Genomic DNA, 24,774 nt, shown 5'->3' on the forward strand with positions numbered 1-24,774 from the left:
GCCTTCGACATCCCAAGATAGGGGGTCGCAAGCGCTTGCGCCACGCGTGCGTCGTCAGGTCACGCATTCTTGGTCGATCAGACCCGTCGCGGCCCTGAAACGATCCAGGAAGAGAGCCCGAATTCGCACACCCTCGCTGACTGCAAGAGCCGGGCCGCCGAGCATGGGACAAACGACGCCGCCACTCGCCAAAGCCAAGGCGGGCAAGGCCTGGCGGGCTGCGGCGGGTGTGGCCTTGAGGGCGGCGCGCTGGGCTTTCGACAGGCTGGCGGCCAGGCCTTTCAGGGCGCGGACGGTGACGGCGGCCTTGCCGGCGGTAATTTCATAACGGCCGTCCCAGACGCCGGTTTCGTGCGGCCCCAGCGCCAGATCGGCCAGACCGCCCCGCGCCGACTCGCCCGCGTCCCTGTGGAATCGCACCGCGTCGGGGCCGGCCTCGATTCGCGCGCCGGCCAGGGTGGCGGTGAACAGCTCACCCGATCGCAGGCGGGCGACCAGGCGCTCCAGTCGCTCGCCGCGCGGCGGACGCTCGGTCCCGGCGGCGCACAGGCAGGCGGCGGCGAGGTGGGCGGCGGCGGCGTCTCGCGGCAGGGCGATGACGCCCACGGGGTCGCCTTCGAAGATCGGAGGCTCGCGCCGCGCCGGCTCGGCGGCCGGCGCACCGGTCATGGCCAGCGACCGCCGCGCCCGGGCGCGGGCCGAGCGCGGATCGTCATTGGCCGGGTCGTCCAGCCAGGTCTCGCCCCGCTCGCGCAGAAAGTCGCGCAGGGTGGCGCGGCGCTGGTCCAGCAGGGGCCGCAGCAGCAAGACGTCCCGCCCCTCGGGCCAGACCGGCGACGGCGACCAGTCGCGCGGATCGGAAACGGTGGAGCCCTCGGCCCGCATGGCGGCGGCTTCCATCCGGTCGTCGGCGGTGTGACCCAGAAGCAGGACACGCGCCCCGGCGGCGCGGGCGGCCTGGGCCAGCAGGGCGTGACGGGCCCGGCGGGCGGCGGCCGATAGGCCCGCAGTCGGCTTGTCGCCGGTCCAGGCTAGGGAGAGGGCGTTCGCGCCGAGATCGCGCGCATGGGTGACCGCCTCGCGGGTCCAGGCGGCGCTGGCCGGCTGCAGCTGATGGTCGACGGTCAGGCTCAGCACCGGACGGCCGTGCGCCCGGGCCCAGTCCAGGGTGAGGATCAGCAGGGCCAGGGAGTCGCCGCCGCCGGAGAAGCCGACCGCGACGGGCGCGCGGCTCGCGGGATCCAGCCGCCGATCAAAGGCGGCCGAAATCCCTGCTAGGCGCACTTGGCCGCGACGCGGGTCGAGGCGGCGCGCGACACGACGGCCGGCGGGGCCTTGGGATAGCGCTTGGCCAGCTCGTCCAGCGTCTTGCAGGCGTCGGCGGGCTTCTTCAGCGCCACCAGCGCCCGCGACAGCTTCAGGGTGGCGTCGGGCGCCCAGCCGGTCTGCGGCCAGCCGCGCACGGCGCCCAGAAAGGCCCCTGCGGCGTCGCCATAGGCTTCGCGCACGAACAGGGTCTCACCGAGCCAGTAGCGGGCTTCGGGCGCCTTGGGGTTGTCGGGATAGTTGGTCACATAGGCCGAGAAGGCGGCTTCGGCATTGGCGTAGTCGCCGTCCAGCAGGAACTGCCGGGCCTGCTTGAAGGCCACGGCCGGATCGGCGGGCGGCGCTGGCGGGACGGGCGTCTCGGCCACCTGGGCGGCCTCGACGGCGGCGGTCTCCAGGGCGGTCAGCTTGGCCTCGATCGCCGCAAGGCGGGCCTCCAGCGCGTCGCCGCGGGTCTTCTGCTCGGTCGTGGCCCGGCGGGCCTGGTCTAGGTCGTGAGTCAGGGTCTCGTTCTGGCCGTTGACGCGCTGCAGGGTCTGTTCCAGATCGCCAATGCGCTCGCCCAGGGTCAGGATCTGGGCCTCGGTCTCGGCCGGCTGCACGACGACCGGCTTGCCGGTGTCGCGGCCCTGGAACACGATCGACCGCAGCTCGCGGACCACCTTCTCCATGCGCTCGACGCGCTTGACCGAGCGATCGTCCAGCGGATCTTCGGGCATGGGTGTCTGGGCCATGGCCGGCAAGGCTGTGGACACCAGCAGGGCGGCAAGCAGAACGGATTTAAGCTTCATGTCGGCGATTATGCCCTGATTGCGGACAAAAGTGGGGCGACGAAAAACAAAGCCCTCCCCCTTTGACGGAGGAGGGTTGGGTGGGGGTGACGCGGCGCTGGACGGACCAACCGCCGCATCACCCCCATCCCTGCCCTTCCCCCATCAAGGGGGAAGGGTTCCGTCTTGTGCTAGCGCGCGCCGTCGGTGATGGCGGTGCGGGCGTTACGGTTCTTGGCCCAGGCTTCTTCTGACGAACCGGCGTCGATCGGACGTTCCTTGCCGTAGGACAGGGTCTCGATGCGCGCGCCCGACACACCCTGGCTGACCAGGAAGTCGCGGACGGCGTTGGCGCGGCGGGCGCCGAGGGCGAGGTTGTATTCGCGGGTGCCGCGTTCGTCGGCATTGCCTTCGATGCGGACGCGGACGGCCGGATAGCGGTTCAGCCACTGGGCCTGGGCGCCGAGCACCGGCTGGGCGTCGCTGCGCACGACATATTCGTCCGTGTCGAAATAGATGCGCTCGCCGATATTGATGACGAAGTCCTGGACCGAGCCGGGGACCGCGCCCTGGCTGACCGGCGAGATCGGCGGGGTGTAGGGCGCGCTGGGGCTGGCGGGCTCGCTCGGCGCCACGGGGGCGGGACCGGCCGGCGTCGGCCGCGAAGCGCAGGCCGCGAGAGAGGCGGCCGCCAAACCGATCAGCGCCAGTCTAGCGGCGCGCTTGGTGTCGAAGTTCATCCAGTTTCTCCTCAAAACCTCGGTTTGGACCTGTTGGATACCCTTCAAGCACCTCAACGGGACAATGAAAACGCCCGACCAAGCCTCACAATGGCGTCAGATCACCCTGTCGCGACCTTGATTCACTTGCAAGGCGAACCGTCACAACAAACGTCGCCGAACAGTCGAGGTTGCTCGACCGTCCAGATTCAGTCCAGCAACGGCGACCAAGCCGGATCGGAGGCCTGGCCCTGATAGGCGGCCGGACGCAGGATGCGGCCGGTGATGTCGACGGTCCACAGGCGCGGCGTGCCGCTCTGGCTCTCGCGGAAATACATCAGCACCCGGCCGTTCGGCGCCCAGGTCGGGCCCTCGTCCAGATAGCTGGTGGTCAGCAGGCGCTCGTCGCTGCCGTCGGTGCGCATGACGCCGATGTGGAACTGGCCGGAAAGCTGCTTGGTGAAGGCGATGAAGTCGCCGCGCGGGCTCCAGACGGGCGTCGTATAGCGGCCGCCGCCATAGGAGATGCGCCGCACGCCCGAGCCGTCGGCGTTCATCATATAGAGCTGGGCCTGGCCGCCACGGTCGGAGTTGAAGACGATCTTGCTGCCGTCCGGCGAGAACGACGGCGAGGTGTCGATGGCCGGGTCGGTGGTGATGCGAACCGACTGGCGGCTGCGCAGGTCCAGCACATAGACGTCGCTGTTGCCGCCCTTTTCCACCGAGAAGGCCACCTTGCTGCCGTCGGGCGAGAAACGCGGGGCGAACACCATGCCCGGGAACTTGCCGACCGTTTCCTGGCGGCTGGTCTCGAGATTGAGCAGGTAGATCGACGAGCCGGTCGGCCGCAGGGCCATATAGGTCAGCTCCTGGCTGGTGGCCGAGAAGCGCGGGGTCATGACGATATAGGAGCCGTCGGTCAGGAACTGCGGATTGGCGCCGTCCTGGTCCATGATCGCCAGGCGCTTGATGCGGGCCATCTTGGGGCCGCTCTCGGCCACGAAGGCGACGCGGGTGTCGAAATAGCCCTTTTCGCCGGTCAGACGCTCATAGACGGCGTCGCTGATCTTGTGAGCCACGCGGCGCCAGTTGTCGGGCGTGGAGCTGAACTGCAGGCCTAGCAGTTGCTGCTGGCTGAACACGTCCCACAGGCGGAAATCGACGCGCAGGCCGCCGTCGGCGCCCACCGTCACCTGGCCGTTGATCAGGGCCTGGGCCCCGGTGGCCTGCCAGTCGGGAAAGCGCGGCTGGACGTTCACGTCGGGCAGCTTGTCGGGCACGGCCGAGACGTTCAGCGGCTGGAACAGGCCTGAGCGCTCCAGATTGCCGGTGATGACCTGGGCGATCTCGGCCCCGCGACCCGAGCCGGAGAAGGCGGGCACGGCGATCGGCAGCGGCTTGACCGCGCCGGCGTTGATATCGACCTCGATCTGGGCGGCGGCCGGCGAGACCATGGCCCCGCCCAGCAAGGCGGCGACCATCAGAAGCAGGGCTTTCAGGCGCATCACATTCCCCTTGGGCGTCATCATCGCGTGCAAGCCTGTTTTGCGTTGAAGTTCAGGGCTATTTTCTGACCGTAGAGATCAGACGGCAGATAAGCGAACGGCGAAGCCTGCAACAGCGCGCGAACCGCGCGGTCGGAGGCGGCCTTGACCACCGGATCGGGCGATGTGGTGCCAGGCGACTCTGGCTGGCCGATCACGCGGCCGCCCGGTCCGATCACGAACACCACCCGCACATTGACGTTCGAGCCGCCCTCGACCTCGCAATTGGGGTTCCAGCGATCCTGGACCTCGCCCTGCAGGCGGCCCAGGGCTGCGGCCGAAAGACCGGTGGCGGCGCCGGCGGCGGGACGGGCTGAAACCGAGGTCTCCGCCCGGCTGGGCCCCTTGGGCGCATTGGCGGCGGGTTTGCCGGTCGACTTCTTGGTCTTGGACAGCGACGCCTCCATCGAGGCGAAGAAGTCATCATTGGCCTTGGCCGGAGCCGGTTTCTTGGCCGGCGTGGGCGTGGGCGTCGGCTTGGGCGCGGCCTTGGACGGCGGTGTCGGCGCGGGCGTCGGCACCGGGGCCGGCACGGGGGCCGGCGGAGTGGGGGTCGCTTCGGCTACCGGCTCTTCGGTCAGGGCCGTCTGATCTTCCAGCGCCTCCTCGGCCGGGCGGACATTGGTCGGCCCGGTGGTGACGATATTGACCGGCACGCTTTCGCCCAGGGTGATGGGCACAGGCTTCTTCCACGGCAGGCCGATCAGGATCGCCGCCGCCACCAGCCCGTGCAGCGCGACCGACCCGATCAGGGCGGGCGAGAATCCGATTTCAGCACGCCGGGCCATCAGCGACCTATTGGGCCGGCCGCAGGTCGCCCGAGCCCTCGGGCTGGGCGTCTAGCGGGGCCGCGCCCGACGACGGGCCGCCCGTCTCGGTGATCAGGTTGATCTTGGAGAAGCCGGCGTTCGACAGCGCCGCCATGGTCTGGGCGACCACGGCATAGGTCGCCGCGCCGTCGGCCCGCACGAACAGCGGCTTGTCATAGCCGTCGCCGGCGATGGCGGTGATGCGCGGCGCCAGGTTCTCGAAGGCGATCTCGGTCTCGCCGACGAAGATCTTGCCGGCGCGATCGATCGACACCGTGATCGGCTCCTGCTGGTTCTGCAGGGCGGCGGCCTCGGTCTTGGGCAGCTCCAGCGGCACGCCGGCGGTCAGCAGCGGGGCGCTGATCATGAAGATGATCAGCAGCACCAGCATCACGTCGACCAGCGGGGTGACATTGATCTCGGACAGGGCCCCGCGCGAGCGGCGGCCGCGGCGGCGACCGCGGCGCCCGCCGGTGGCGAAGGCGTCGTTGGCGGACATCGACATCGGATCAGACCCGCTCGGCCAGGCGACGCTGGATCGCGGTCGACAGGTCGTCGGCGAAGCCTTCCAGGCGGCCGGCATACTTGCCCGCGTCGGTCGAGAACTTGTTGTAGGCGATATAGGCCGGGATGGCGGCGACCAGGCCGATGGCGGTGGCGAACAGGGCCTCGGCGATCGACGGGGCCACCACGGCCAGTGAGGTGTTCTTCGAGATGGCGATGGCCTGGAAGGCGTGCATGATGCCCCACACCGTGCCGAACAGGCCGATGAACGGGCTGGCGGTGGCGACGATGGCCAGGCTGCCCAGGCCCTCTTCGACCTTGGCGCTCTCGCGGGCGATCATGGTGTCCATGATCCGGTCGATGCGCTGGATCAGGAAGGCGGCCTGATTTTCGCTGATGGCGCCGCGCGACTTGGCCTCGCGCCATTCCTTCAGCGCCGCCTGCAGCATGCGCGGCAGCGGATGGCGCGGATTGGCGCCGGCCTCTCCGGCCACGTCTTCCAGCGAGCGGCCGGCCCCGACCTGGCTCTCGAAGCGGTCGGCGGCGCGGTTGAGCGCGGCGAAGCGGAACAGCTTGTCCAGAATCACGGCCCACGAGCCCAGCGAGGCGAGGATCAGGCCGACCATCACCCCCTTCACAACCCAGTCGGCCTGCATGAACAGGGCGAGGAACGAGAAATTGGCGGGGGCGGCTGCGGCGGCGTCCATGCGGGGGATCCTGCTCCGTTCGGGCGTCTGTCTAGGTGTAGCGTCTTACTGGCATGAAGCGGCGCTTTGGTGAAACTATGACAATCACCGGGAGAGCCTGAAAATTCCCCGCGCTCAGATTTCGGTCCCGGCGGCGGGCTCAAGCCACGGGGCCATCTGGGCCAGCATCTGCGCCGTCGGCCTGCGCGGGCGGCCGTCCAGGGTGATGCAGACGGCAGTTCCCGCCGCCTGGCAGATCAGCTCGTCGCCGCGCGTGATCTTCTGGCTCACGAACAGGCGCGGCCCCTTGATGCTGTCATAGGTGGTGCGAACCACCAGGGCGTCGTCGATCCGCGCCGAACGCTTGAAGTCCAGCTCCATGCGGATGATCGCAAAGGCGGTGTCGGCCTGGGCCAGCTCGGTGTGCGAAATCCCGACCAGCCGGAAGAAATCGCTCCGCCCCCGCTCGAAATAGCGCAGATAGTTGGCGTGATAGACGATGCCGGAAAAGTCGGTGTCTTCGTAATAGATGCGGACGGGCAGTTGATGCTCGCGGCCGTCGAAGCCGCCGGCGGTGGGGTCTGGGGTGGTCATCTACGCTCCGGCGCGCCCTGGGGTCAGGGGAGTATAGGTTGGTCAGGCAAGAGCGATAAGCCCACTGGCGAAATCGGGACTGCCGTCAAAGGCGCAAAAGTAAAAATTCAATCTGGAATTGATTATGGACTTTCGCGCTCGCCATGATAAATTCTGGCCATGAAGATCGAACCCGCCATCTTCGATGAAACGGACGATGCCGCTGAAGCCGCCGCCGACGCGCGCGCAGAAGCCGACATCACGGCGGGTCGCGTCATCAGCCATGAAGCCGTGAGCCGCTGGCTGAAGTCATGGTCCGACGGCGCGCCCACGCCAGCGCCCAAATCCGGCGACTAGTGCGGCGGATTGTCTGGACGGCCGAGGCCGTGTCCAATCTCGAAAGCATCTTCGCCTACGTGTCGGCGTTCAATGCCTCTGCGGCTGTTCGTCTGGCGCAACGCCTTCAATCGGCGGCCGACAGTCTGGCCATGCATCCAGACCGTGGGCGTGAGACCGTCCGTGGATTGCGAGAGCTTGCGATCATCCATCCTTATCTGATCCGCTACAGGGTCAGGGACGATGCCGTTCTCATCCTGCGGATCCGTCATGGCGCTCAGGACGTCGAGGCCTGAGGCCTGGATCATGGCGCCGGATCGCTCTGGCTGGCGGGTTCGCCGAGCATGAGGCCGACGGACAGGCCCCAGGCCAGGATCGGCGCGGCGCCGTAACCCAGGACCGGTGCAGGATAGTTGCCAAACAGGTTGGCGAAAATCCAGCCCGCCCACAACGCCGCAAGGGCAAGGGCTTCGGCGCGCCGCTCGGGCCGGCTGGCGGCGACCAGGAGAAACGGTGCGGGCAGGCTGAACATCAGGACCCCAGCCAGGACGCCCAGGACGGGGCTGGCTTCAAAGGTCGTGCGCAACAGGCCCTCGACATAGGGCACGGCCGGCAGGGTGTCGGGTTCGGTCCAGGCGGCATAGGCGAACACGGCGGCGACGGCGACCACGGCCCAGGGGAGCAGCTGGCGCGGGCGCTGGACCAGCGTTGCCGCGCCGATCGCCAGGGCCCAGGCCAGGGACGAGGCGGCGTCGTGCTGATAGAGCAGCGCAAAGCTCAGGCCGGCGGCCAGAGGGGCGACGCGCCGGTCCTCGAAACCTCTCGCGACGGCCCACACCGCCAGGGGCAGGACCAGGAAGGCCGTGTGCAGTTGCACTGGTCCCAAGGCCAGCCAGCGCCGTGCGCCCTCCAGGACAGAGCCGGTCATCAGGGTCCAGACCAGGGCCAGGGCGCAGGCGGCGATCAGCAGCCAGTACCGCCAGCGGGCCTTGCGCCAGAAGCGCGCCACCACCAGCGCCAGGCCAAGGGCGATGATGGCGGCCAGGGTCTGCAGCATCAGCGCGTTGGGGCCGGCCCCGGCCGCGCCGATCGCCGCCAGAGAAACCCCAAAACAGGCCGCCGCCTGAATGGCGGTCACGAACCGGATTCCACGCATGGCGCTACGCCTCCCCGAACAGGCCGCCCTGAGCCGGCGGCGCGGCGGGCGGCGTCAGGCCCAGGTGCAGATACGCCTTGCCGCAGGCCACCCGGCCGCGCGGGGTGCGCTGGATGAAGCCCTGCTGCATCAGATAGGGCTCGATGACGTCTTCCACGGCGTCGCGGGACTCGGCGATGGCGTAGGCGATGGTCTCGACCCCGGCCGGGCCGCCGCCATAGTGCTCGATCAGGGCGCGCAGATAGCGGCGGTCGAGGCTGTCGAGGCCGACCTCGTCGACCTCCAGCCGCGCCAGCGCCATGCCGGCCGCCTTGCGATCGATGACGGTGGCGCCGTCGGCCTCGGCGAAGTCACGGACCCGGCGCAGCAGACGGCCGGCGACGCGGGGCGTGCCGCGCGCCCGGGCGGCGATCTCGGTGGCGCCGTCTTCCGACAGCGGCGCGCCCATCTTGCGGGCCGCGCCCAGCAGCACGTGTTTCAGCTCGGCGTGGGTATAGAATTCCAGCCGGATCGGGATGCCGAAGCGGTCGCGCAGCGGCGTCGCCAGCATGCCCGCCCGGGTCGTCGCCGCCACCAGGGTGAAGGGGGCCAGGTCGATGCGGATCGATCTGGCTGAAGGTCCTTCCCCGATCACCAGGTCCAGCACATGGTCCTCCATGGCCGGATACAGGATCTCCTCGACGTTCGACGACAGGCGGTGGATCTCGTCGATGAACAGGACGTCGTTGGCTTCCAGATTGGTCAGGATCGCCGCCAGGTCGCCGGGCTTGTTCAGCACCGGGCCCGAGGTGGCGCGGAAGTTCACGCCCAGCTCGCGGGCGACGATCTGGGCCAGGGTGGTCTTGCCCAGGCCGGGCGGGCCAAACAGCAGGACGTGATCCAGGGCCTCGCCCCGGCCCTTGGCGGCCTCGATGAAGACGCGCAGATTGCTCTTGGCCTGCTCCTGGCCGACAAACTCGGCCAGGGTCTGCGGGCGCAGGGCCTTGTCGGCGGCCAGCGGGACGGCTTCGTGGGGCTGGGCTTCGCCGGAGATGATGCGGGTCAACGCCCGAGCTCCTGCAGCCCGGCCTTGATCAGAGCCTGAACCGTCGCCTCTTCACCCAGCTTGGCGGCGGCCGCCTCGACGACGCGGCGGGCGTTCACTTCCGCCACACCCAGGCCCATCAGAGCCGCCACAGCGTCGCCGGTCGGGGCGGGCTTGGCCTTCACAGGCGCGGAGCCCGAGGTCGGCGCGGTCATCAGCACCGGACCGTCGGTGATCGGCTTGTCCTTCAGCTCCGTGACGATCCGTAGGGCCAGCTTGGGCCCCACGCCCGAGGCGCGGCCGACGGCGGCCTTGTCCTCGCGGGCCACCGCCGAAGCCAGCTCGGCCGGCGACAGGATGTCCAGCACCGCCATCGCCGCCTTGGGGCCGACGCCCTGGATGGCCTGCAGCAGCACGAAGGCGCGGCGGTCCTCGCGGGTGGCGAAACCGTAGAGCCGCAGGCCGGCGCTTTCGCTCCACTGGCTCTCGATGTGCAGCAGGGCTTCCTCACCCAGGGCCGGCAGGCGCGACAGGGTGCGGCCGCCGCAACGGACCACATAGCCCACGCCCATGACATCGATCAGGGCCTCTTCCTCGCCGACCTCGGCGACCGCGCCGCGCAATCTGCCGATCATGCGACCCTCCGGTTGGCGACGCGCAGATTGGCGTGGGTGATGGCGACGGCCAGGGCGTCGGCGCAGTCGGCCGTGGTCTTGCCGGCGGTGGGCAAAAGGCGAGCGATCATGAAGCCGATCTGGGCCTTGTCGGCCGCACCGGTGCCGACCACGGCCTTCTTGACCAGGCGTGTGGAGTATTCGGCCACCAGCAGTCCGGCGCGGGCGGGGGCGATCAGGGCGGCGGCGCGGGCATGGCCCAGCTTCAGCGTGGACTGGGCGTTGGTATTGAGGAACACCTCCTCGACCGCCGCCTCGTCGGGCCGGTGCTGCTCGATCACCGCGCAGATGCCTTCGAACAGGTGCAGCAGGCGCTGGGCGAACTCGGCCTTCTCGTCGGGCGCGATCACCCCGTGGGCGACGTGGCTCATCCGCGAGCCCTCGACCGCGATCACGCCCCAGCCGGTGCGGCGCAGGCCGGGGTCGAGGCCCAGGATCCGGATCGGGATGCGATTCATGTTCATCATGTGTTCTCGCAACATCGCCTGTTCCGCGTCCGAGGAAAAGCCCCTGTATCGCTAACGGGAGCTTAACGGCGGCCCTTGCGCGCCACGGCGTTGCGCGCTCTCCTGACGCAAAGGTCTTAGGGAGATGCTTTCGATGCGTTTGGCGGGATGGATGACGACGGCGGCCGTGCTGGCCCTGCCGATGGCGGCGAACGCTCAGGCGACGCCTCGCCCCGACCAGCTGAAGTTCCGCGAGCTCTACAAGGAGCTGGTCGAGATCAACACCACCCTGTCGGTCGGCAGCTGCACCGCGGCCGCCGAGGCCATGGGCGCGCGTCTGAAGGCCGCCGGCTATCCAGAGGCCGACGTCAAGGTCGTCGTCGAGCCCAAGCATCCCCGCGAGGGCTCGCTGGTGGCCGTGCTGCACGGAACCGACCCCAAGGCCAAGCCGATCCTGCTGCTGGCCCATATCGACGTCGTCGAGGCCAACCGCGCCGACTGGACCCGCGACCCTTTCGTGCTGGTCGAGGAGAACGGCTATTTCTACGGACGCGGCACGTCGGACGACAAGGCCCAGGCCGCCATCTGGGCCGACAGCCTGATCCGCCTCAAGCAGGAGGGCTTCAAACCCAAGCGCGACATCAAGATGGCCCTGACCTGCGGCGAGGAAAGCGAGGGCTATAACGGCATCGAGGACCTGCTGAAGAACCACCGCCCGCTGGTGGACGCCGAATTCGCCCTCAACGAAGGCGCCGACGGCCTGCTCGATGATCAAGGCAAGGAAGTCGTGCTCGAGGTCCAGGCCGGCGAGAAGGTCTATCAGGACTTCACCCTGACCGTGACCAACCCGGGCGGCCACTCCAGCCGGCCCGTGCCCGCCAACGCCATCTACCAACTGTCGGCGGCCCTGGACCGGATCGGCGCCTATCAGTTCCCGCCCCGCTTCATCGACGCCACCCGGGGCTATTTCACCCAGATGCAGCCCCGCGTGCCGGCCCTGCAGGCTGCGGCCATGAAGGCCCTGGTCGCCAATATCGAGGACCCCGAGGCGCTGAAGGTCGTCACGGCGGATCCGATGTGGAACTCGATGCTGCGCACCACCTGCGTGGCCACCCTGGTCAGCGCCGGCCACGCGCCCAATGCCCTGCCCCAGCGCGCCACGGCCAACGTTAACTGCCGCATCCTGCCCGGCACGCCGGTCGAGGAGGTCAAGGCCAAGCTGTCAGAGGTCGCCGCCGATCCGGCCGTCGCCTTCACCCTGGCCCACGAGGCCAAGGCCGCCTCGCCGCCGCCGGCCCTGACGCCCGCGATCATGGGCCCGATCAACAAGCAGGCCGCCAAGCTGTGGCCCGGCGTGCCGATCGTGCCGATCCTGCTGACCGGCGCCACCGATGGCGTGCACACCAACGCCGCCGGCATCCCGACCTATGGCGTCACCGGCCTGTTCGGCGGCTCGGACGGCGACGGCATCCACGGCCTGAACGAGCGGATGCGGGTCAAGTCGCTGTATGACGGGCGCGATTTCCTGCACGGCCTGATCAAGGACTATGCCGGCGGGAAGTAAGGCGCCTTGCGGTGATGCTCCCCCTCTGGGGGAGCTGTCGCGAAGCGACTGAGGGGGCAGCGCAGGCGTAGATATGCTTTGCGCCATCTGGATTGGCGCCGCGTGGCCCCCTCCGGCCCTCCGGGCCACCTCCCCCAAAAGGGGAGGATCTGTCAGGCCGCCACGGCCCTGGTCCCAAACAGAGTCGCAAGGATCAGCCGCTCCACCGCCGCGACATCGACGTCTACGCAGACCTCGGCATTCGGCGCGCCGTCGATGCGGTCGATGCGGCCCTGGCGCACCCCGTCGACCGACACCCGCAACCGCGCCGGCTCGAAGGTAAAGGCGTCCGGCGCGATCAGGCTGACGGCGGCCACGGCGTCATGCGGATGGCAGGCGTCCACCGTGCCCCAGACCTGGGCGTGGAAGTCGATATAGCCGCCCACCGCCCGGTTGAGCCGGGCCGCGAGCGGCGAGCCGCAACAGGCCGCGCCGGCGTCCAGCGCCGCGCGGGTCAGGGTGACCTGGCTGGAGATATCCATCGGTATCAGGCGCGGGCGAACCCCGGCCTCGAGCACCCGCTGCAAGGCCTCCGGATCGCTCCAGCTGTTGAAGTCGGCCCCGCCGGCGGCCTTGCCCTCGACGACGAAGGCGCCGGCCATGATGGTCGGCCGCCAGTCACGGAAAGCGACCGGATCGTCCAGCAGGCCCTGGGCCAGGTTGGTCAGGGGTCCCAGGAACAGACCGGTGATCCGGCGACGGGCGGCGAAGGCCAGGAGGCTGACGCCATGGCCGCGATCCAGCTCGGGCAGTTTCCAGCGCTGCGAAAACCCCGCGCCGTTCAGCCCATCGGCGCCATGCGCCGGCCGCATGCGTTCGACCCGCCGCTTGGCCAGGCCGGACCCCGCGCCGATATAGACCTCGGCCCCGCAGCCGGCGAGCCGCAACACCCCCCGGGCGTTGGCGGCGGCCTGGTCGACATAGGTGTTGCCGAACACCGCCGAGACCGAGCCCACCTCGATACTGTCATGCGCTCGCGCCAGCATCGCCAGCGCCAGGGCGTCGTCCACGCCGCAGTCGGTATCAATGTGCACGCGCAGGGTCATGCGCTCAGTGTAGCCGAGGGGGCATGACAGAGAGAAGGGCGCTGTGCGCCTGGCATCCCGGGGAAGACCCGGGACCGCAACCGGCGCGGCGCTTGGGGCGTCTAGCCCAGCGCCGCCAGATCCTCGTCGCTGATCTCTTCGTTCGAATAGACGTTCTGGACGTCATCATCGTCGTTGAGCATGTCGAGCAGCTTCATCAGGGTGGTGACGCTGTCGCCGGTCACCGGAACCTGCATCTTCGGACGCCAGGCGATCTTGGTGTTGCCGGCGGGGCCGAACTTGGCTTCCAGGGCGGCGGCCACTTCGTTGAGGTCCTCAAAGGCGGTGTAGATGGTGTGGCCTTCGCCTTCCTCGTCCATGTCCGAGGTGACGTCGTCGGCGCCGGCCTCGATGGCGGCTTCCATCATGGCGTCTTCGCTGGCGACCTTGGCCGGATAGGTGATCTGGCCGACATGGTCATAGTTGAACACCACCGAGCCGGTCGCGCCCATATTGCCGCCCAGCTTGGTGAAGTAGGAGCGGACATTGGCGGCGGCGCGGTTGCGGTTGTCGGTCAGCACCTCGACGATGATGCCGACGCCGCCGGCGGCCACGCCCTCGTAGCGGATTTCCGAATAGTCGGCGGCGTCGCCCATCTGCGACTTCTTGATCGCGCGGTCGATGACGTCCTTGGGCAGGCTTTCGGCCTTGGCGTTGTTCACGGCCAGGCGCAGGCGCGGGTTCATGCTCGGGTCGGCCACGCCGGCCTTGGCCGCCACGGTGATTTCCCGCGACAGCTTGGAAAACAGCTTGGAGCGCGCGGCGTCGGCGCGGCCCTTGCGGTGCATGATGTTCTTGAATTTCGAGTGACCGGCCATTCGGGGGCTCTGTCTCTGATCTGAAGAAGGTGGAGTGGGCGCGCTTCTAGCCGCTGGAGCGGGGTTCTGTCACTCAAATCTAGTCCTCGCCCAGGGGGAGAGGACTCTAGACGGTGGGCACCGTCGGCTTCAGCCGGCCGCCCACCCGGATCGGCTCGACCCGCACAGCGAGACCTGTACGGTCGTCGGTTTCCACGAACACGCCGCAGACCGTCGCCGGACCCGAGGCGGGGGTATAGCGACCGCCGCTGATCTTGGTGGTGAAGCGCCGCAGGGGCTCTTCCTTCTGATTGCCGATGACGCTGTCATAGTCAGCGCAGGCCCCGGCGTCGGTCTGATAGGCGGTGCCGCCGTTGAGGATCTGGGCGTCGGCGGTGGGCACATGGGTGTGGGTGCCCACCACCAGCGAGGCGCGGCCGTCGCAATAGTGGCCCATGGCCATCTTCTCGGACGTGGCCTCGCAGTGCATGTCGACCACCACCGCGTCGGCCACCTGGCCCAGCGGGGCCTTGTCCAGCTCGCGGTCGGCGGCGGCGAAGGGGTCGTCCATGGCGTCCATGTGCACCCGGCCCAGCAGGTTGATGACCATGATGGTGCGGCCGCGCTCGGTCTGGAACAGATGGCTGCCCCGACCCGGCGCATCCGACAGGATCGGATAGTTGGCCGGACGGATCAGTCTGGGCTCGCGGACGATGTAGGTCAGCGCCTCGCGCTGGTCCCAGCTGTGATTGCCCAGGGTCAGGCAGTCGGCCCCGGCCTCGAACAGCTCGCGGGCGGTGTTCTCGGTGATGCCGAAGCCGGCGGCGGCGTTCTCGGCGTTGATGATCACGAACTCGAGGTCGAGGTCACGGCGCAGGGCGGGCAGATGATCGGCCAGACCGTCGCGGCCCGACTTGCCGACGACGTCGCCGAAGAAAGCAAAACGCATAGAGATTCCTTGGTGCGGCTCTGCGTGAGCCTCAGACTTTCACCGCGATATACTCTTTTTCGGTGAGAATGGCGTCCAGCGCTTGATCATGCGGTTCATGCGGCAAATTCGCCGTCTCCTGGCCGCTATAGGCCAGGCCCAGGGCGAACACATCGCGCCGGGCCTTCAGGTCTTCCAGCGCCCGGTCATAATAGCCGCCGCCCTGGCCCAGCCGCCGGCCCTGGCGGTCAAAGGCCAGCAGCGGCAGGACGACCAGGTCCGGCTGAACCAGCGGCTGGTCGACCGACGGCGCTCGCAGCCCGATCGCGTCGCGAACCAGCGGACGGGTGCGGTCCCAGATCCGGAAGACCATGCGGCCGGCCTCGCCCTCGACCGAGGGCAGGGCCAGGGTCCAGCCCGCTGCGGCCAGGCCGTCGGCCAGAACGTGGGTCGAGAGTTCCGAGCCCACGCCATGATAGAGCGCGGCGACCTGGCGGCTGGCCTGGGGAAAGCGGGCGGCCAGGGGCGCGCGTCCGACCTCGGCGACCATCCAGGCGGCCTGCGGGACCTCCCGGGCCAGGATCTTGCGCCGTGTGCGGACGAACATCCGCAGGGTGGCCTTGGCGGCGACAGGGTCAGCGAGGGTCAAGACGGATCAGAGGCCCGATAGGTCAGCCAGACCACGCCGAGCAGAAGCACGACCAGCGCACCCTGGACCCAAAGCCGCAGATCATCGGTGATCAGGGCCGTGGCGATCATCGCGATGAAAAACACGATGGTGATCAACCAGCCCTGCCATCCGGTCGGCCGCGGGCCGCCACCGAAGGGCTTGGGTCCAAACCAGCCGGATTTCATGACCGCCTCGGCGAACGGGGAAAGGGTGGCGGCGCCATGAAGAACCGTGAAGACGTTTCAATCCACTCGAACCTGTTTGGTACAGGTGGGCCCCGTGTCCCCGCAGCCACGGCCACGGGAGGGAACAGGTCCCGATAGAGAGATTAAGGTCCCTGGGAATAGAAATCTTCGACGAGGGCCACAGCAGACCCGCCGTTGAGGAATATAGGCGCTCGCTCCCCCCGGCGATAGGGGCGTTCCGTCGCGGCCCTCACGATCCTCAGAGTCCCAGCGAGACCTTCAGGAACGCGTCGGCCTTACCCAACATCTCGGTCCGGGCCGCACCGTCGTTCAGATGGTGATCGAGGCCCTTGAACTCGATGTACTCGACCTTGCGACCTGCATCGCGGAGCTTGCGCTCCATCAACCGCGACTCGCCGACCCCCACATTGGTGTCCAGATCGCCGTGGAACAGCAGCACCGGAGCCTTGATCGCTGCAGCGTTCTGGGCCGGTGAGCCCTCGGCCACGTGTGGCCCCTTGCCGATGAACTGGCTGACCTGCAGGTAGTTGGTGAAGTTCTGGTGCTCCTGCCGCAGCAGTTCGAGGTCCGTGACCGGCGCGATGGCGACGACGGCCTTGAACAGGTCGGGATCCAGCACATTCGACTGCAGCGCCGCGTAGCCGCCGTACGACCAGCCGACGATGGCCAGCTTGCCCGGCGCGGCGATCCCCTGCTGCGCCAGCCAGCGGCCGCCGTCGTTGACGTCGCCGACGGCGGTGCGCCAGGACTGGAAGCCGTTCTTCTGGAACCAGTCGGCCCCATAGCCGGCGGAGCCCCGGTAGTTCGGTTGCAGCACCGCGAAGCCCCGCTGGGCGAAGTACTGCGCCAGCCAGTCGAAGCCCCAGTCGTCGCGGGCGCTGGGGCCACCGTGCGGCATGACGATCGCCGGCAGGTTCTTGCCGTCGCTGCCCGGCGGCAGGGTCAGGTAGCCCGGGATCTGCGTGCCGTCGGCCGCCGGATAGGTGATCGCCTTCACCGTGGCCAACTTCATCCCCTCCAGCTGCGGCCGGGCGGCCGTCAGGTCCTGGAGCTGCCGGGTGGTCTTGTCGAACAGGTAGTAGACCCCCGGATAGCTGTCGCCGCCGGCGAACAGCAGGAGCTTGGATTCGTCGGCCGAGGCGTCGATGAAGGTGACGATCCGTCCGGGCATGGCCTTGCCGATCGCCGGACCCAGCTTGCGCAGCTCCGGATCGAAGAACTCGGTTTCCCGGCGGTCGGTGACGAAGGACGCGCCGACCACGCGGTTCTGCCGCCCGATCCGCACCAGGCCCGAGACGTCGACGTCCGGTCGCGCCAAGACCAGGTCGCGCGTCATCGAGCCGTCGAGGGCGATCTTGTAGAGCGCCTGGCGCCCGTCCTTGTCGTCGAAACCGTAGGCGACGTTGAGCTTCTGATCGACGGCGTAGGGGTTGAACCCGCTCCAGCCGACCGAACCGCTGGTCAGCTGGCCCAGCGGCAGCCACTCGCGGCTGTCGGGCTTGCGGTAGAGATAGGAGATCTTGCCGCCGGAATAGCCGGAATTCCCCCGCGTGGGCTGCATGCCCATGATTCTGACCGTCCCATGCCCGTCACCGATATATTCCACGGCGGTGCTGAAGGCCTTCTCGACGGTCTTTCGCACCAGGGTCAGCGTATCGACGCGCTCGACGCCCAATCCCTCGTCTTTCCTGGTGGTGCGACTGACGCCGGTCTCCTCCAGATACTCGCGGGTCATCAGCACCCCGCTCTCAGCGTCGTCGATCGACCAGTCGACGATGGAGCCACCGTTCTGGGCTACCCCGATGGCCCGGTTGCTGTTCTCGGCGGTCAGCATCTTCAGCTCGCCGCCGTCGCTGTTGAGCGCCAGAAGGCGCGTATAGCCCACCTTGCTCTCGCCGTTCTTGACCATGGCGTAGATCTGGCAGACCAGGCGCGTGTTGGTCGACCAGCGGCAGTAGGTCAGCCGCTCGGGATCGCCGCTGGAGACCAGGACGGTCTTGGACGCCCCGGTCGCGATGTTGATGGTCACCAGCTTGGAGCCCCGTCCGGAACCGGGGACAATCATCGCCACCTGCTGACCGTCGGGCGAAAGGCTGATTTGCTGGATGTACTCCCGCGCCCCGAACGCGGCGGTCGTGGGATCCGCGCCGAACGCGGGCCCGCCTAGCGCCAGAAAGACAAACGCAAACGCCGTAACAAAACGCATCGACCGCCCCCACCAAGCTTGACCACAACGATAGGCGAGTCTGGAGGCAAGACAACCCAAAGTGCAACGCGGGCGTGCGATATCGGTTCAGCCTACTCCGCCGCCAGCTTCTCGATCCGCTCGGCCGCCGCGTCGATCGCCCGGATGGCGGCGATCTCGGTGCGGCTGCGTTCGGCCTGAAGCTTGGCCAGTTCGCTCTGGGCGTGGGCCAGACGCAGCTTCAGGTCACTCATTTCGTCAGCCAGCAGCAGGGCGCCCATCAGGAACAGGCGGGTTTCGCCCAGCTGGCCGACATCCTGGCTGACCTGGCGGACCTGACGGTCGAACAGGCGGGCGATCTCCATGAGGTGGGCCTCCTGGCCGTCCTCGCAGCCGACCGTATAGGGCCGGCCGTTCACCTGGATGGTCAGTTGGGCCATGGGTCAGGCCTCCCGCGGATCATCGAAAAGCTCGTTGGTCTCGTCGGCATCGGCGAGGTCGTCGGACGGATGGTCGTCATTGACCGGTCCCTCGTCGCCTAACGCGGCGCGGATTTCGGCGATGGCGCGGCCCAGGGCGACCGAGGCCTGGGCGCCGGCTTCTTCCAGGGCGCGCTCGCGCTCGCGGGCGGCGTCCAGCTCGGCCTGCAGGCGCGCGGCCTCGCCGTCGAAAACGTCGGACGAAGACGTGGACGACGCCGCCGCCGAGGCGACAGCCACGGTCGCGCGCGCGGCCAGCCGCTGCTCAAGCTGAGCCACGGCGCGCTCCAGTCGGCGCGCGGCGAGGTCGAGGGCGCTCGTTTCGCCCAGGGTCATCGGCGGGTTCCAATCATGCGGTGCAACATATAGATCAGGACCAGCTTCGCCACCCGCTGCGGCGACAATAGGGTGATGAAATCGCCCTTGGCCGTATTCTGTCATGCGTTGTTACCGGAGCTGGGCTTGACTTCCCCGCCCCCGCCCGCAAAACGCGCCTGCAAAATCAGGGAACGTTGGTCCCTCTGGGCCGCGTCCGATCGTTAGGAGAAAGACCACCATGGCTCTTCGCGTCGCCATCAACGGCTTTGGCCGTATCGGCCGCCTCGTCCTGCGCTCCATCGTCGAGCACGGCCGCACGGATATTGAAGTCGTGGCGATCAACGATCTGGGCCCGGTCGAGACCAACGCCCACCTGCTGCGCTACGACAGCGTGCACGGCCGGTTCCCCGGCGTCGTGACCTCGGGCGAGGACTGGATCGATGTCGGCACGGGCAAGATCAAGGTCACCGCGATCCGCAACCCGGCCGAGCTGCCCCACGCAGAGCTGAACGTCGACATCGCGTTCGAGTGCACCGGCCTGTTCACCACCAAGGAAAAGGCCAGCGCCCACCTGACCGCCGGCGCCAAGCGCGTGCTGGTCAGCGCCCCCTGCGACGGCGCCGACCAGACCATCGTCTACAAGGTCAATGACAACGTGCTGAGCGCCGCCGACCTGGTGGTTTCCAACGGCTCGTGCACCACCAACTGCCTCGCCCCCATCGCCAAGGTCATCCACGACCTGGTCGGCATCGAGCGCGGCTACATGACCACCATCCACTCCTACACCGGCGACCAGCCGACGCTGGATACAATGCACAAGGATCTGTATCGCGGCCGGGCCGCCGCCCTGTCGATGATCCCCACCTCGACCGGCGCCGCCAAGGCCCTGGGCCTGGTGCTGCCGGCCCTGAAGGGCAAGCTGGACGGCTCGTCGATCCGCGTCCCGACCCCGAACGTCTCGTGCGTCGACCTGAAGTTCGTGCCCAGCCGCGACACCACGGTCGAGGAACTCAACAACGCCCTGAAGGCCGCCGCCGCCGGCCCGCTGAAGGGCGTGCTGGGCGTCACCGACGAGGCCCTGGTCTCGACCGACTTCAACCACATCGCCGAAAGCTCGACGGCGGCCCTGGCCCAGACCCAGGTCATCGAAGGCAAGCTGGGCCGCGTGCTCAGCTGGTACGACAACGAATGGGGCTTTGCGACCCGCATGAGCGACACCGCGCTCGTGATGGCCAAGTTCCTCTAAAGCCTGCCAGACCCCCGCCCCTCCCGGAGAGGCGGGGGTTTTCTCTGCCTGTTACCGCCTTTCGACGTCAGGACTTCCCATGACCTTCCGCACCCTCGACACCGCCGATCTCGCCGGCAAGACCGCCCTGGTCCGCGTGGACTTCAACGTGCCCGTCGAGGGCGGCAAGATCACCGACGACACCCGCCTGCGCTCGGCCCTGCCGACCATCCAGTACCTGACCGGCAAGGGCGCCAAGGTGGCTCTGCTGGCGCACTTCGACCGGCCCAAGGGCAAGGTGGTTCCCGAGATGAGCCTGGCCTTCGTGGCCGAGCCGCTCTCCAAGCTGTTGGGCGCGCCAGTGGCCTTCGCTGCCGACTGCATCGGCGATGAAGCCGCCAAGGTCATCGCGGCCCTGCCGGCCGGCGGTGTCGCCCTGCTGGAAAACGTCCGCTTCCACGCCGGCGAGGAAAAGAACGATCCGGCCTTCGCCGCGCAACTGGCCGCGTTGGGCGACATCTATGTCAATGACGCCTTCAGCGCCGCCCACCGCGCCCATGCTTCCACCGAAGCCCTGGCCCGCGCCCTGCCGTCCTATCCGGGCCTGGCCATGCAGCGCGAACTGGAGGCCCTCGACTCGGCCCTGGGCAATCCGCAGAAGCCGGTGATCGGCATCGTCGGCGGCTCCAAGGTCTCGACCAAGCTCGACCTGCTGAACAACCTGGTCGCCAAGCTGGATCGCCTGGCGATCGGCGGCGGCATGGCCAACACCTTCCTCTACGCCCAGGGCCACGATGTGGGGGGCTCGCTGTGCGAGAAGGACCTGGCCGACACCGCCCGCCAGATCATCGAAAAGGCCAAGGCCGCCGGCTGCGAGCTGCTGCTGCCGGTCGACGTGGTGGTGGCCAAGAAGGTCGCCCCAGGCGTCGACGCTGAGACCCGCGCCCTTGCCGACGTGCAGCCCGACGACCTGATCCTCGACGCCGGCCCGGAGAGCGTGAAGCGCCTGCTGGCCGCCATGGACGCCAGCAAGACCCTGATCTGGAACGGCCCGCTGGGCGTGTTCGAGGTACCGCCGTTCGACGAAGCGACCGTTGCGGCGGCGAAACATGCCGCCCAGCTGGCAAAATCGGGTAAGATCGTCGCCGTGGCCGGCGGCGGTGATACGGTGTCGGCGCTGAATCACGCGGGCGTCGTGGGCGACATGACCTTCGTCTCGACCGCCGGCGGCGCGTTTCTTGAGTGGATGGAGGGCAAGGACCTGCCCGGTGTCTCGGCTTTGAACACCTAGGGTTCCAGATTTTTCAGGCGCGGACCTCCGGGAGGGGTCCGCGTGAGCTACCGGACGACCCGGGCAGAGAACGCAAAAGCGTCACGCCCCAAAAACAAGAAACGACCCAAACCTTTCAAGCTTGCAGGAGAGATATCACGTGGCGAGGATCACGCTTAGGCAGTTGCTGGACCATGCGGCGGAGCATGAGTATGGGCTGCCGGCCTTCAATATCAACAACATGGAACAGGGTCTGGCGATCATGGAGGCGGCCGACGCCGTCAATTCGCCGGTCATCATCCAGGCCTCGCGCGGCGCGCGGTCCTATGCCAATGACATCATGCTGGCCCGCATGATCGACGCCCTGGCCGAGATCTACCCCCACATTCCGGTGTGCATGCACCAGGACCACGGCAACGGCCCGGCGACCTGCGCCACGGCAATCCAGTACGGCTTCACCTCGGTGATGATGGACGGCTCGCTGATGGAGGACGCCAAGACCCCGGCCTCCTACGAGTACAATGTCGAGGTCACCCGCAAGGTGGTCCAGATGGCCCACAGCTGCGGCGTGTCGGTCGAAGGCGAACTGGGCGTGCTCGGATCACTTGAGAGCGGCATGGGCGAAGCCGAGGACGGCCACGGCTTCGAGGGCGTGCTGAGCCATGACGAACTGCTGACCGATCCCGATCAGGCGGTCGACTTCGTCGGCCAGACCGGCGTCGACGCCCTGGCCATCGCCATGGGCACCAGCCACGGCGCCTACAAGTTCACGCGCAAGCCGGACGGCGACGTCCTGGCCATGAACGTGATCGAGGAAATCCACCGCCGCCTGCCCAACACCCACCTGGTGATGCACGGCTCCAGCTCGGTGCCGCAGGACCTGCAGGACATCATCAACCAGTACGGCGGCGAGATGCCCCAGACCTGGGGCGTGCCGGTCGAAGAGATCCAGCGCGGCATCAAGCACGGCGTCCGCAAGATCAATGTCGACACCGACAACCGGATGGCCATGACCGGCGCGATCCGCAAGATCCTGATGGAAAAGCCCGGCGAGTTCGATCCGCGCGCCTATCTCAAGCCCGCCAAGGAAGCCATGCGCAAGGTCTGTCAGGCCCGCTTCGTCGAGTTCGGCTCGGCCGGCCACGCCGACAAGGTCAAGGCGCTGTCGACCGCGACCATGGCCAAGCGCTATGCCTCGGGCGAACTGCACGCCAAGTTCGGCGCCACGACCGGCAAGGTCGCAGCCGAATAGGCTTCAACGCTTGATGAGACGAGGGCCTCCCGGAGCGATCCGGGGGGCCTTTTTCATACGTCCGCGACGCTGCTGTCGGCCGGGTCGGGCCGCAGGCGACGGCTGATCAGCTTGAGCATGACCGCGCCGACCGCGCCGCACAGGGCCACCCCGAAGCTGTACCAAAGAGCCACGAACAGGAACGTCGAGTCCTGGCAGTGCACGCCGTAGATGGTCGCAGCCACCGCGCCGCTGAACAGGCCGACGAACAGGCCTGTCAGGCCCGGGCGCTCCATCTCGACGCCGCGCAGGCCCACCCCTGCGACCAGCAGCATGGAAACCGACAGCACGGAGACGTGGAAGACGCAGTTGAAGGCGCCGCCCGGATTGAAGATGTGGGCAATCAGAGCCGCGTCCAGGCCAGGGGCCTCGAAGGCGACGGCGAGGGTCATCAGGACAACCATGGCGCCGCCCGAAACCAGGGCCGGCCACAGCGGCGCCCCGGGACGCGCCGCAGCCGTCGCCCCGCCCAGGGCGATGGCGGCCAGGGTGGCCGTGTAGAGACCCTTGATCCAGAAGAACGGATGGCCGATCGCCGCCCAGAAATCAGGGCGCGGCTTCAGCCAGAACAGAACCAGCAGCAGAGCGGCCAGCGCGCCCGCCGCAGCGACTTCCAGAAGGCGTGTCTGAAGCGTCCCTGTCGACCACGATTGTGTGGCCGCCGGCGCCTCGTCGGGGAGGACGAGGGCGTCGTCTATCGTCAAGGGCGACCCTCCCCACAAGGTGTCAGAACCGGCTATGGGATCCGGGCTTGCGTATGGCTCGCAATCTCGGCGACAGCAGTTGAAGATCTGGCCCAGCGCTTGTCAACCGCCGTTATGGGACCGTAACCAGACGTGATCACAGCGGGCGCTAGGCCCGACCATGCTGCTCACCAGCGCAGCGCCCAGCGCCCGAGAACCGCGCCCAGGGCCCCGCAGGCCAGGACGCCCAGGGTGTACCAGACGCCGACGAAGACAAAGCTGCTCTCGGCGCAATGCAGTCCATAGACCGTGGCCGCGACGCCGCCGGCCAGGGCGCCGGTCGCGAAACCGGCCAGAACCGGGCGGGTCGGCGCCAGCCCCCGCACGACCCAAAGACCCGCGAGCGTGGTCGGCGCGCCCAGGGCCAGGATGTTCAGCGAGCAGCGGGTCCAGGACTGGCCGCGCAGCAGGGCCATCGGATCCTGCGCCATCCCGAACTGGACCAGCCCCACCAGGACAAAGCCGCTCAGTACGATCAGGCCCAGGACCAGTCCCCGCCGGGCCGAGCCCGTGGGCCGCGACAATTGCTCGATCGCCAGATAGCCCGCCAGGGCCAGGGCTGCGGTATAGGCCGCCTTGAGCCAGAAAAAGCCGCCCCGCATGACCTCCATCAGGTCGGGTCGCACCTTCAGCCAGACTAGCACCCCGATCAGGGCCGCCACGCCGCCCAGGCCCGCCAGCAGGCCAAGGCGCCCCCCGGGCCGCCCGCCGGGCGCCGGGCCGGCATTGGCGGCCAGGGCGTCGATCAGGTCATCGGTCCGCATGGCGCATCCTTTCGGCCAGGGCCTTTAGCGCACGGTGCAGGGCGACCTTGGCCGCGCCTTCGGTCATGCCGGCCTTGGCGCCGGCCTGGGCCAGGCTGAGCCCAACCAGCTTGACGTCGCTGACCAGCACACGCTGGCGCTCGGGCAAGCTGGCCAGGGCGCGATCCAGCTCCAGGCCGACGCCGGGGTCATGCTCTTCGGCGGCCAGGAATTCGGAATGATCGTCCAGCGGCAGGGTCTGGCGGATCTTGCGGCGGCGCCAGTGGTCGATCAGCTTGTAGCGCGCCACGGCATGCGCCCAGGCGGTAAACGACTGGGACGTGTCCCACGTCGCCCGCTTGATATGCACCGCCAGCAGCGTCTCCTGCACCATGTCCTCCACATCACCGGGCGCGCCGGACATCCGGCGCGCAAAATAGGCGCGAAGCCGAACGCCGAGCAGGGCCAGACACTCGCGGTAGGCTGGGGCGTCGCCCTCCAACCCGCGCAGCATCAGCGCCTTCAGTCGGGTTTCGGTGTCCGTCACGCATCCCCCTATTCGCGCTTCAGGGCCAAAGGGTTACACGGCCCGCGCGCGAGCCGGAACCCATCGATCGTGACCGGGAAATTTTGTTCGTCGACCGGTGTAACCTTTGACTGCGCC

General features: G+C 68.3%; 29 protein-coding genes. 6 read left to right on the forward strand and 23 right to left on the reverse strand.

Annotated features, from left to right (window positions below; translation table 11 throughout):
- Window positions 1-54: 54 nt before the first annotated feature.
- The 8 genes from tilS to ACW17Z_RS08320 all read right to left on the reverse strand — a co-directional run bounded on the left by tilS (window position 55) and on the right by ACW17Z_RS08320 (window position 6,952).
- On the reverse strand, window positions 55-1,284 hold the full coding sequence (gene tilS / locus ACW17Z_RS08285; RefSeq protein ID WP_492058318.1) for a tRNA lysidine(34) synthetase TilS: 1,230 nt from the start codon (window positions 1,282-1,284) through the stop codon (window positions 55-57).
- A complete protein-coding gene (gene ybgF / locus ACW17Z_RS08290) occupies window positions 1,275-2,117 on the reverse strand; it encodes a tol-pal system protein YbgF (protein WP_492058319.1) in 843 nt (280 codons plus the stop codon). Before ybgF ends, tilS begins: the two co-directional genes overlap by 10 nt.
- Window positions 2,118-2,287: 170 nt before the next feature.
- On the reverse strand, window positions 2,288-2,851 hold the full coding sequence (pal, locus tag ACW17Z_RS08295; RefSeq protein ID WP_492058504.1) for a peptidoglycan-associated lipoprotein Pal: 564 nt from the start codon (window positions 2,849-2,851) through the stop codon (window positions 2,288-2,290).
- A 173-nt stretch (window positions 2,852-3,024) separates the two neighbouring features.
- Complete coding sequence (tolB, locus tag ACW17Z_RS08300; protein WP_419319935.1) at window positions 3,025-4,320, reverse strand: Tol-Pal system beta propeller repeat protein TolB; 1,296 nt, start codon at window positions 4,318-4,320, stop codon at window positions 3,025-3,027.
- Window positions 4,321-4,340: 20 nt separating this feature from the next.
- Window positions 4,341-5,147, reverse strand: a complete 807-nt coding sequence (tolA, locus tag ACW17Z_RS08305; protein WP_419319934.1) for a cell envelope integrity protein TolA — start codon at window positions 5,145-5,147, stop codon at window positions 4,341-4,343.
- Between the two features lie 7 nt (window positions 5,148-5,154).
- A complete protein-coding gene (locus tag ACW17Z_RS08310; protein WP_419319933.1) occupies window positions 5,155-5,673 on the reverse strand; it encodes an ExbD/TolR family protein in 519 nt (172 codons plus the stop codon).
- A 4-nt stretch (window positions 5,674-5,677) separates the two neighbouring features.
- Window positions 5,678-6,379 (reverse strand): protein TolQ, encoded by a 702-nt coding sequence (gene tolQ, locus ACW17Z_RS08315; RefSeq protein ID WP_492058320.1) that lies wholly within the window; start codon window positions 6,377-6,379, stop codon window positions 5,678-5,680.
- A gap of 114 nt (window positions 6,380-6,493) precedes the next feature.
- Window positions 6,494-6,952: a YbgC/FadM family acyl-CoA thioesterase gene (locus ACW17Z_RS08320; protein ID WP_492058321.1), complete on the reverse strand. Its 459-nt coding sequence runs from the start codon at window positions 6,950-6,952 to the stop codon at window positions 6,494-6,496.
- A 159-nt stretch (window positions 6,953-7,111) separates the two neighbouring features.
- Between ACW17Z_RS08320 and ACW17Z_RS08325 the strand changes: the two genes are divergently transcribed.
- Together ACW17Z_RS08325 and ACW17Z_RS08330 are read left to right on the forward strand one after the other, a co-directional pair.
- Window positions 7,112-7,288: a CopG family transcriptional regulator gene (locus ACW17Z_RS08325; protein ID WP_419319929.1), complete on the forward strand. Its 177-nt coding sequence runs from the start codon at window positions 7,112-7,114 to the stop codon at window positions 7,286-7,288.
- Between the two features lie 29 nt (window positions 7,289-7,317).
- Window positions 7,318-7,563 (forward strand): type II toxin-antitoxin system RelE/ParE family toxin, encoded by a 246-nt coding sequence (locus tag ACW17Z_RS08330; protein ID WP_419319928.1) that lies wholly within the window; start codon window positions 7,318-7,320, stop codon window positions 7,561-7,563.
- 8 nt (window positions 7,564-7,571) lie between these two features.
- Here ACW17Z_RS08330 and ACW17Z_RS08335 read toward each other — a convergent pair whose 3' ends face one another.
- The 4 genes from ACW17Z_RS08335 to ruvC are packed head-to-tail and all read right to left on the reverse strand — an operon-like array spanning window position 7,572 to window position 10,600.
- Entirely contained in the window at window positions 7,572-8,423 is an 852-nt protein-coding gene (locus tag ACW17Z_RS08335) for an FtsW/RodA/SpoVE family cell cycle protein (protein ID WP_492058322.1), read from the reverse strand.
- Between the two features lie 4 nt (window positions 8,424-8,427).
- Window positions 8,428-9,468, reverse strand: a complete 1,041-nt coding sequence (gene ruvB / locus ACW17Z_RS08340; protein ID WP_419319926.1) for a Holliday junction branch migration DNA helicase RuvB — start codon at window positions 9,466-9,468, stop codon at window positions 8,428-8,430.
- Window positions 9,465-10,082 (reverse strand): Holliday junction branch migration protein RuvA, encoded by a 618-nt coding sequence (gene ruvA, locus ACW17Z_RS08345; protein ID WP_492058323.1) that lies wholly within the window; start codon window positions 10,080-10,082, stop codon window positions 9,465-9,467. The genes ruvB and ruvA overlap by 4 nt, the downstream gene beginning before the upstream one ends.
- Window positions 10,079-10,600, reverse strand: coding sequence for a crossover junction endodeoxyribonuclease RuvC (gene ruvC / locus ACW17Z_RS08350; protein WP_419321381.1), 522 nt, complete (start codon window positions 10,598-10,600; stop codon window positions 10,079-10,081). Before ruvC ends, ruvA begins: the two co-directional genes overlap by 4 nt.
- A gap of 121 nt (window positions 10,601-10,721) precedes the next feature.
- Here ruvC and ACW17Z_RS08355 point away from each other — a divergent pair, with 121 nt between their 5' ends.
- Entirely contained in the window at window positions 10,722-12,131 is a 1,410-nt protein-coding gene (locus tag ACW17Z_RS08355) for a M20/M25/M40 family metallo-hydrolase (protein ID WP_492058324.1), read from the forward strand.
- Between the two features lie 152 nt (window positions 12,132-12,283).
- Here ACW17Z_RS08355 and ACW17Z_RS08360 read toward each other — a convergent pair whose 3' ends face one another.
- From ACW17Z_RS08360 to ACW17Z_RS08395, 8 genes are all read right to left on the reverse strand, one after another.
- On the reverse strand, window positions 12,284-13,216 hold the full coding sequence (locus ACW17Z_RS08360; RefSeq protein ID WP_492058325.1) for a nucleoside hydrolase: 933 nt from the start codon (window positions 13,214-13,216) through the stop codon (window positions 12,284-12,286).
- A gap of 101 nt (window positions 13,217-13,317) precedes the next feature.
- Entirely contained in the window at window positions 13,318-14,073 is a 756-nt protein-coding gene (locus ACW17Z_RS08365; protein ID WP_419319920.1) for a YebC/PmpR family DNA-binding transcriptional regulator, read from the reverse strand.
- Window positions 14,074-14,179: 106 nt separating this feature from the next.
- Window positions 14,180-15,001, reverse strand: coding sequence for a TIGR00282 family metallophosphoesterase (locus ACW17Z_RS08370; RefSeq protein WP_419319918.1), 822 nt, complete (start codon window positions 14,999-15,001; stop codon window positions 14,180-14,182).
- Between the two features lie 31 nt (window positions 15,002-15,032).
- Window positions 15,033-15,629, reverse strand: coding sequence for a 5-formyltetrahydrofolate cyclo-ligase (locus ACW17Z_RS08375; protein ID WP_492058326.1), 597 nt, complete (start codon window positions 15,627-15,629; stop codon window positions 15,033-15,035).
- A complete protein-coding gene (locus tag ACW17Z_RS08380; protein ID WP_419253298.1) occupies window positions 15,626-15,835 on the reverse strand; it encodes a hypothetical protein in 210 nt (69 codons plus the stop codon). Before ACW17Z_RS08380 ends, ACW17Z_RS08375 begins: the two co-directional genes overlap by 4 nt.
- 259 nt (window positions 15,836-16,094) lie before the next feature.
- Window positions 16,095-18,062 carry an alpha/beta hydrolase family protein gene (locus ACW17Z_RS08385; RefSeq protein ID WP_492058327.1) on the reverse strand — a complete coding sequence of 656 codons (1,968 nt, stop codon included), beginning with the start codon at window positions 18,060-18,062 and terminating at the stop codon, window positions 16,095-16,097.
- Window positions 18,063-18,154: 92 nt separating this feature from the next.
- Window positions 18,155-18,481, reverse strand: coding sequence for a cell division protein ZapA (locus ACW17Z_RS08390; protein ID WP_419319915.1), 327 nt, complete (start codon window positions 18,479-18,481; stop codon window positions 18,155-18,157).
- 3 nt (window positions 18,482-18,484) lie between these two features.
- Window positions 18,485-18,856, reverse strand: a complete 372-nt coding sequence (locus ACW17Z_RS08395) for a DUF4164 family protein (RefSeq protein WP_419319914.1) — start codon at window positions 18,854-18,856, stop codon at window positions 18,485-18,487.
- Window positions 18,857-19,076: 220 nt separating this feature from the next.
- Between ACW17Z_RS08395 and gap the strand changes: the two genes are divergently transcribed.
- The 3 genes from gap to fba all read left to right on the forward strand — a co-directional run bounded on the left by gap (window position 19,077) and on the right by fba (window position 22,585).
- Entirely contained in the window at window positions 19,077-20,084 is a 1,008-nt protein-coding gene (gap, locus tag ACW17Z_RS08400) for a type I glyceraldehyde-3-phosphate dehydrogenase (protein WP_492058328.1), read from the forward strand.
- 79 nt (window positions 20,085-20,163) lie between these two features.
- Complete coding sequence (locus tag ACW17Z_RS08405; RefSeq protein ID WP_492058329.1) at window positions 20,164-21,354, forward strand: phosphoglycerate kinase; 1,191 nt, start codon at window positions 20,164-20,166, stop codon at window positions 21,352-21,354.
- Between the two features lie 139 nt (window positions 21,355-21,493).
- On the forward strand, window positions 21,494-22,585 hold the full coding sequence (fba, locus tag ACW17Z_RS08410; RefSeq protein ID WP_419319909.1) for a class II fructose-bisphosphate aldolase: 1,092 nt from the start codon (window positions 21,494-21,496) through the stop codon (window positions 22,583-22,585).
- 53 nt (window positions 22,586-22,638) lie between these two features.
- Here fba and ACW17Z_RS08415 read toward each other — a convergent pair whose 3' ends face one another.
- From ACW17Z_RS08415 to ACW17Z_RS08425, 3 genes are all read right to left on the reverse strand, one after another.
- Window positions 22,639-23,328, reverse strand: a complete 690-nt coding sequence (locus ACW17Z_RS08415) for an NrsF family protein (RefSeq protein WP_492058330.1) — start codon at window positions 23,326-23,328, stop codon at window positions 22,639-22,641.
- 167 nt (window positions 23,329-23,495) lie between these two features.
- Window positions 23,496-24,131 carry an NrsF family protein gene (locus tag ACW17Z_RS08420; protein WP_492058331.1) on the reverse strand — a complete coding sequence of 212 codons (636 nt, stop codon included), beginning with the start codon at window positions 24,129-24,131 and terminating at the stop codon, window positions 23,496-23,498.
- On the reverse strand, window positions 24,118-24,657 hold the full coding sequence (locus tag ACW17Z_RS08425) for a sigma-70 family RNA polymerase sigma factor (RefSeq protein WP_419319904.1): 540 nt from the start codon (window positions 24,655-24,657) through the stop codon (window positions 24,118-24,120). Before ACW17Z_RS08425 ends, ACW17Z_RS08420 begins: the two co-directional genes overlap by 14 nt.
- Window positions 24,658-24,774: the final 117 nt, after the last annotated feature.

It is taken from the genome of Caulobacter sp. GSs2, assembly GCF_058680895.1.

Excerpts from the sequence above, each read along its gene's own strand:
- ACW17Z_RS08355 (WP_492058324.1), top strand. The coding sequence starts at position 10,722 with ATGCGTTTGGCGGGATGGATGACGACGGCGGCCGTGCTGGCCCTGCCG.
- ACW17Z_RS08405 (WP_492058329.1), top strand. The coding sequence starts at position 20,164 with ATGACCTTCCGCACCCTCGACACCGCCGATCTCGCCGGCAAGACCGCC.
- ACW17Z_RS08390 (WP_419319915.1), bottom strand. The coding sequence starts at position 18,481 with ATGGCCCAACTGACCATCCAGGTGAACGGCCGGCCCTATACGGTCGGC.
- tolB (WP_419319935.1), bottom strand. The coding sequence starts at position 4,320 with ATGCGCCTGAAAGCCCTGCTTCTGATGGTCGCCGCCTTGCTGGGCGGG.
- ybgF (WP_492058319.1), bottom strand. The coding sequence starts at position 2,117 with ATGAAGCTTAAATCCGTTCTGCTTGCCGCCCTGCTGGTGTCCACAGCC.
- ACW17Z_RS08360 (WP_492058325.1), bottom strand. The coding sequence starts at position 13,216 with ATGACCCTGCGCGTGCACATTGATACCGACTGCGGCGTGGACGACGCC.
- ACW17Z_RS08380 (WP_419253298.1), bottom strand. The coding sequence starts at position 15,835 with ATGAAATCCGGCTGGTTTGGACCCAAGCCCTTCGGTGGCGGCCCGCGG.
- ACW17Z_RS08320 (WP_492058321.1), bottom strand. The coding sequence starts at position 6,952 with ATGACCACCCCAGACCCCACCGCCGGCGGCTTCGACGGCCGCGAGCAT.
- gap (WP_492058328.1), top strand. The coding sequence starts at position 19,077 with ATGGCTCTTCGCGTCGCCATCAACGGCTTTGGCCGTATCGGCCGCCTC.
- ACW17Z_RS08420 (WP_492058331.1), bottom strand. The coding sequence starts at position 24,131 with ATGCGGACCGATGACCTGATCGACGCCCTGGCCGCCAATGCCGGCCCG.
- ACW17Z_RS08325 (WP_419319929.1), top strand. The coding sequence starts at position 7,112 with ATGAAGATCGAACCCGCCATCTTCGATGAAACGGACGATGCCGCTGAA.
- ACW17Z_RS08365 (WP_419319920.1), bottom strand. The coding sequence starts at position 14,073 with ATGGCCGGTCACTCGAAATTCAAGAACATCATGCACCGCAAGGGCCGC.
- ACW17Z_RS08395 (WP_419319914.1), bottom strand. The coding sequence starts at position 18,856 with ATGACCCTGGGCGAAACGAGCGCCCTCGACCTCGCCGCGCGCCGACTG.
- tolQ (WP_492058320.1), bottom strand. The coding sequence starts at position 6,379 with ATGGACGCCGCCGCAGCCGCCCCCGCCAATTTCTCGTTCCTCGCCCTG.
- ACW17Z_RS08385 (WP_492058327.1), bottom strand. The coding sequence starts at position 18,062 with ATGCGTTTTGTTACGGCGTTTGCGTTTGTCTTTCTGGCGCTAGGCGGG.
- ACW17Z_RS08310 (WP_419319933.1), bottom strand. The coding sequence starts at position 5,673 with ATGTCGATGTCCGCCAACGACGCCTTCGCCACCGGCGGGCGCCGCGGT.
- ACW17Z_RS08335 (WP_492058322.1), bottom strand. The coding sequence starts at position 8,423 with ATGCGTGGAATCCGGTTCGTGACCGCCATTCAGGCGGCGGCCTGTTTT.
- ruvA (WP_492058323.1), bottom strand. The coding sequence starts at position 10,082 with ATGATCGGCAGATTGCGCGGCGCGGTCGCCGAGGTCGGCGAGGAAGAG.
- ACW17Z_RS08370 (WP_419319918.1), bottom strand. The coding sequence starts at position 15,001 with ATGCGTTTTGCTTTCTTCGGCGACGTCGTCGGCAAGTCGGGCCGCGAC.
- tolA (WP_419319934.1), bottom strand. The coding sequence starts at position 5,147 with ATGGCCCGGCGTGCTGAAATCGGATTCTCGCCCGCCCTGATCGGGTCG.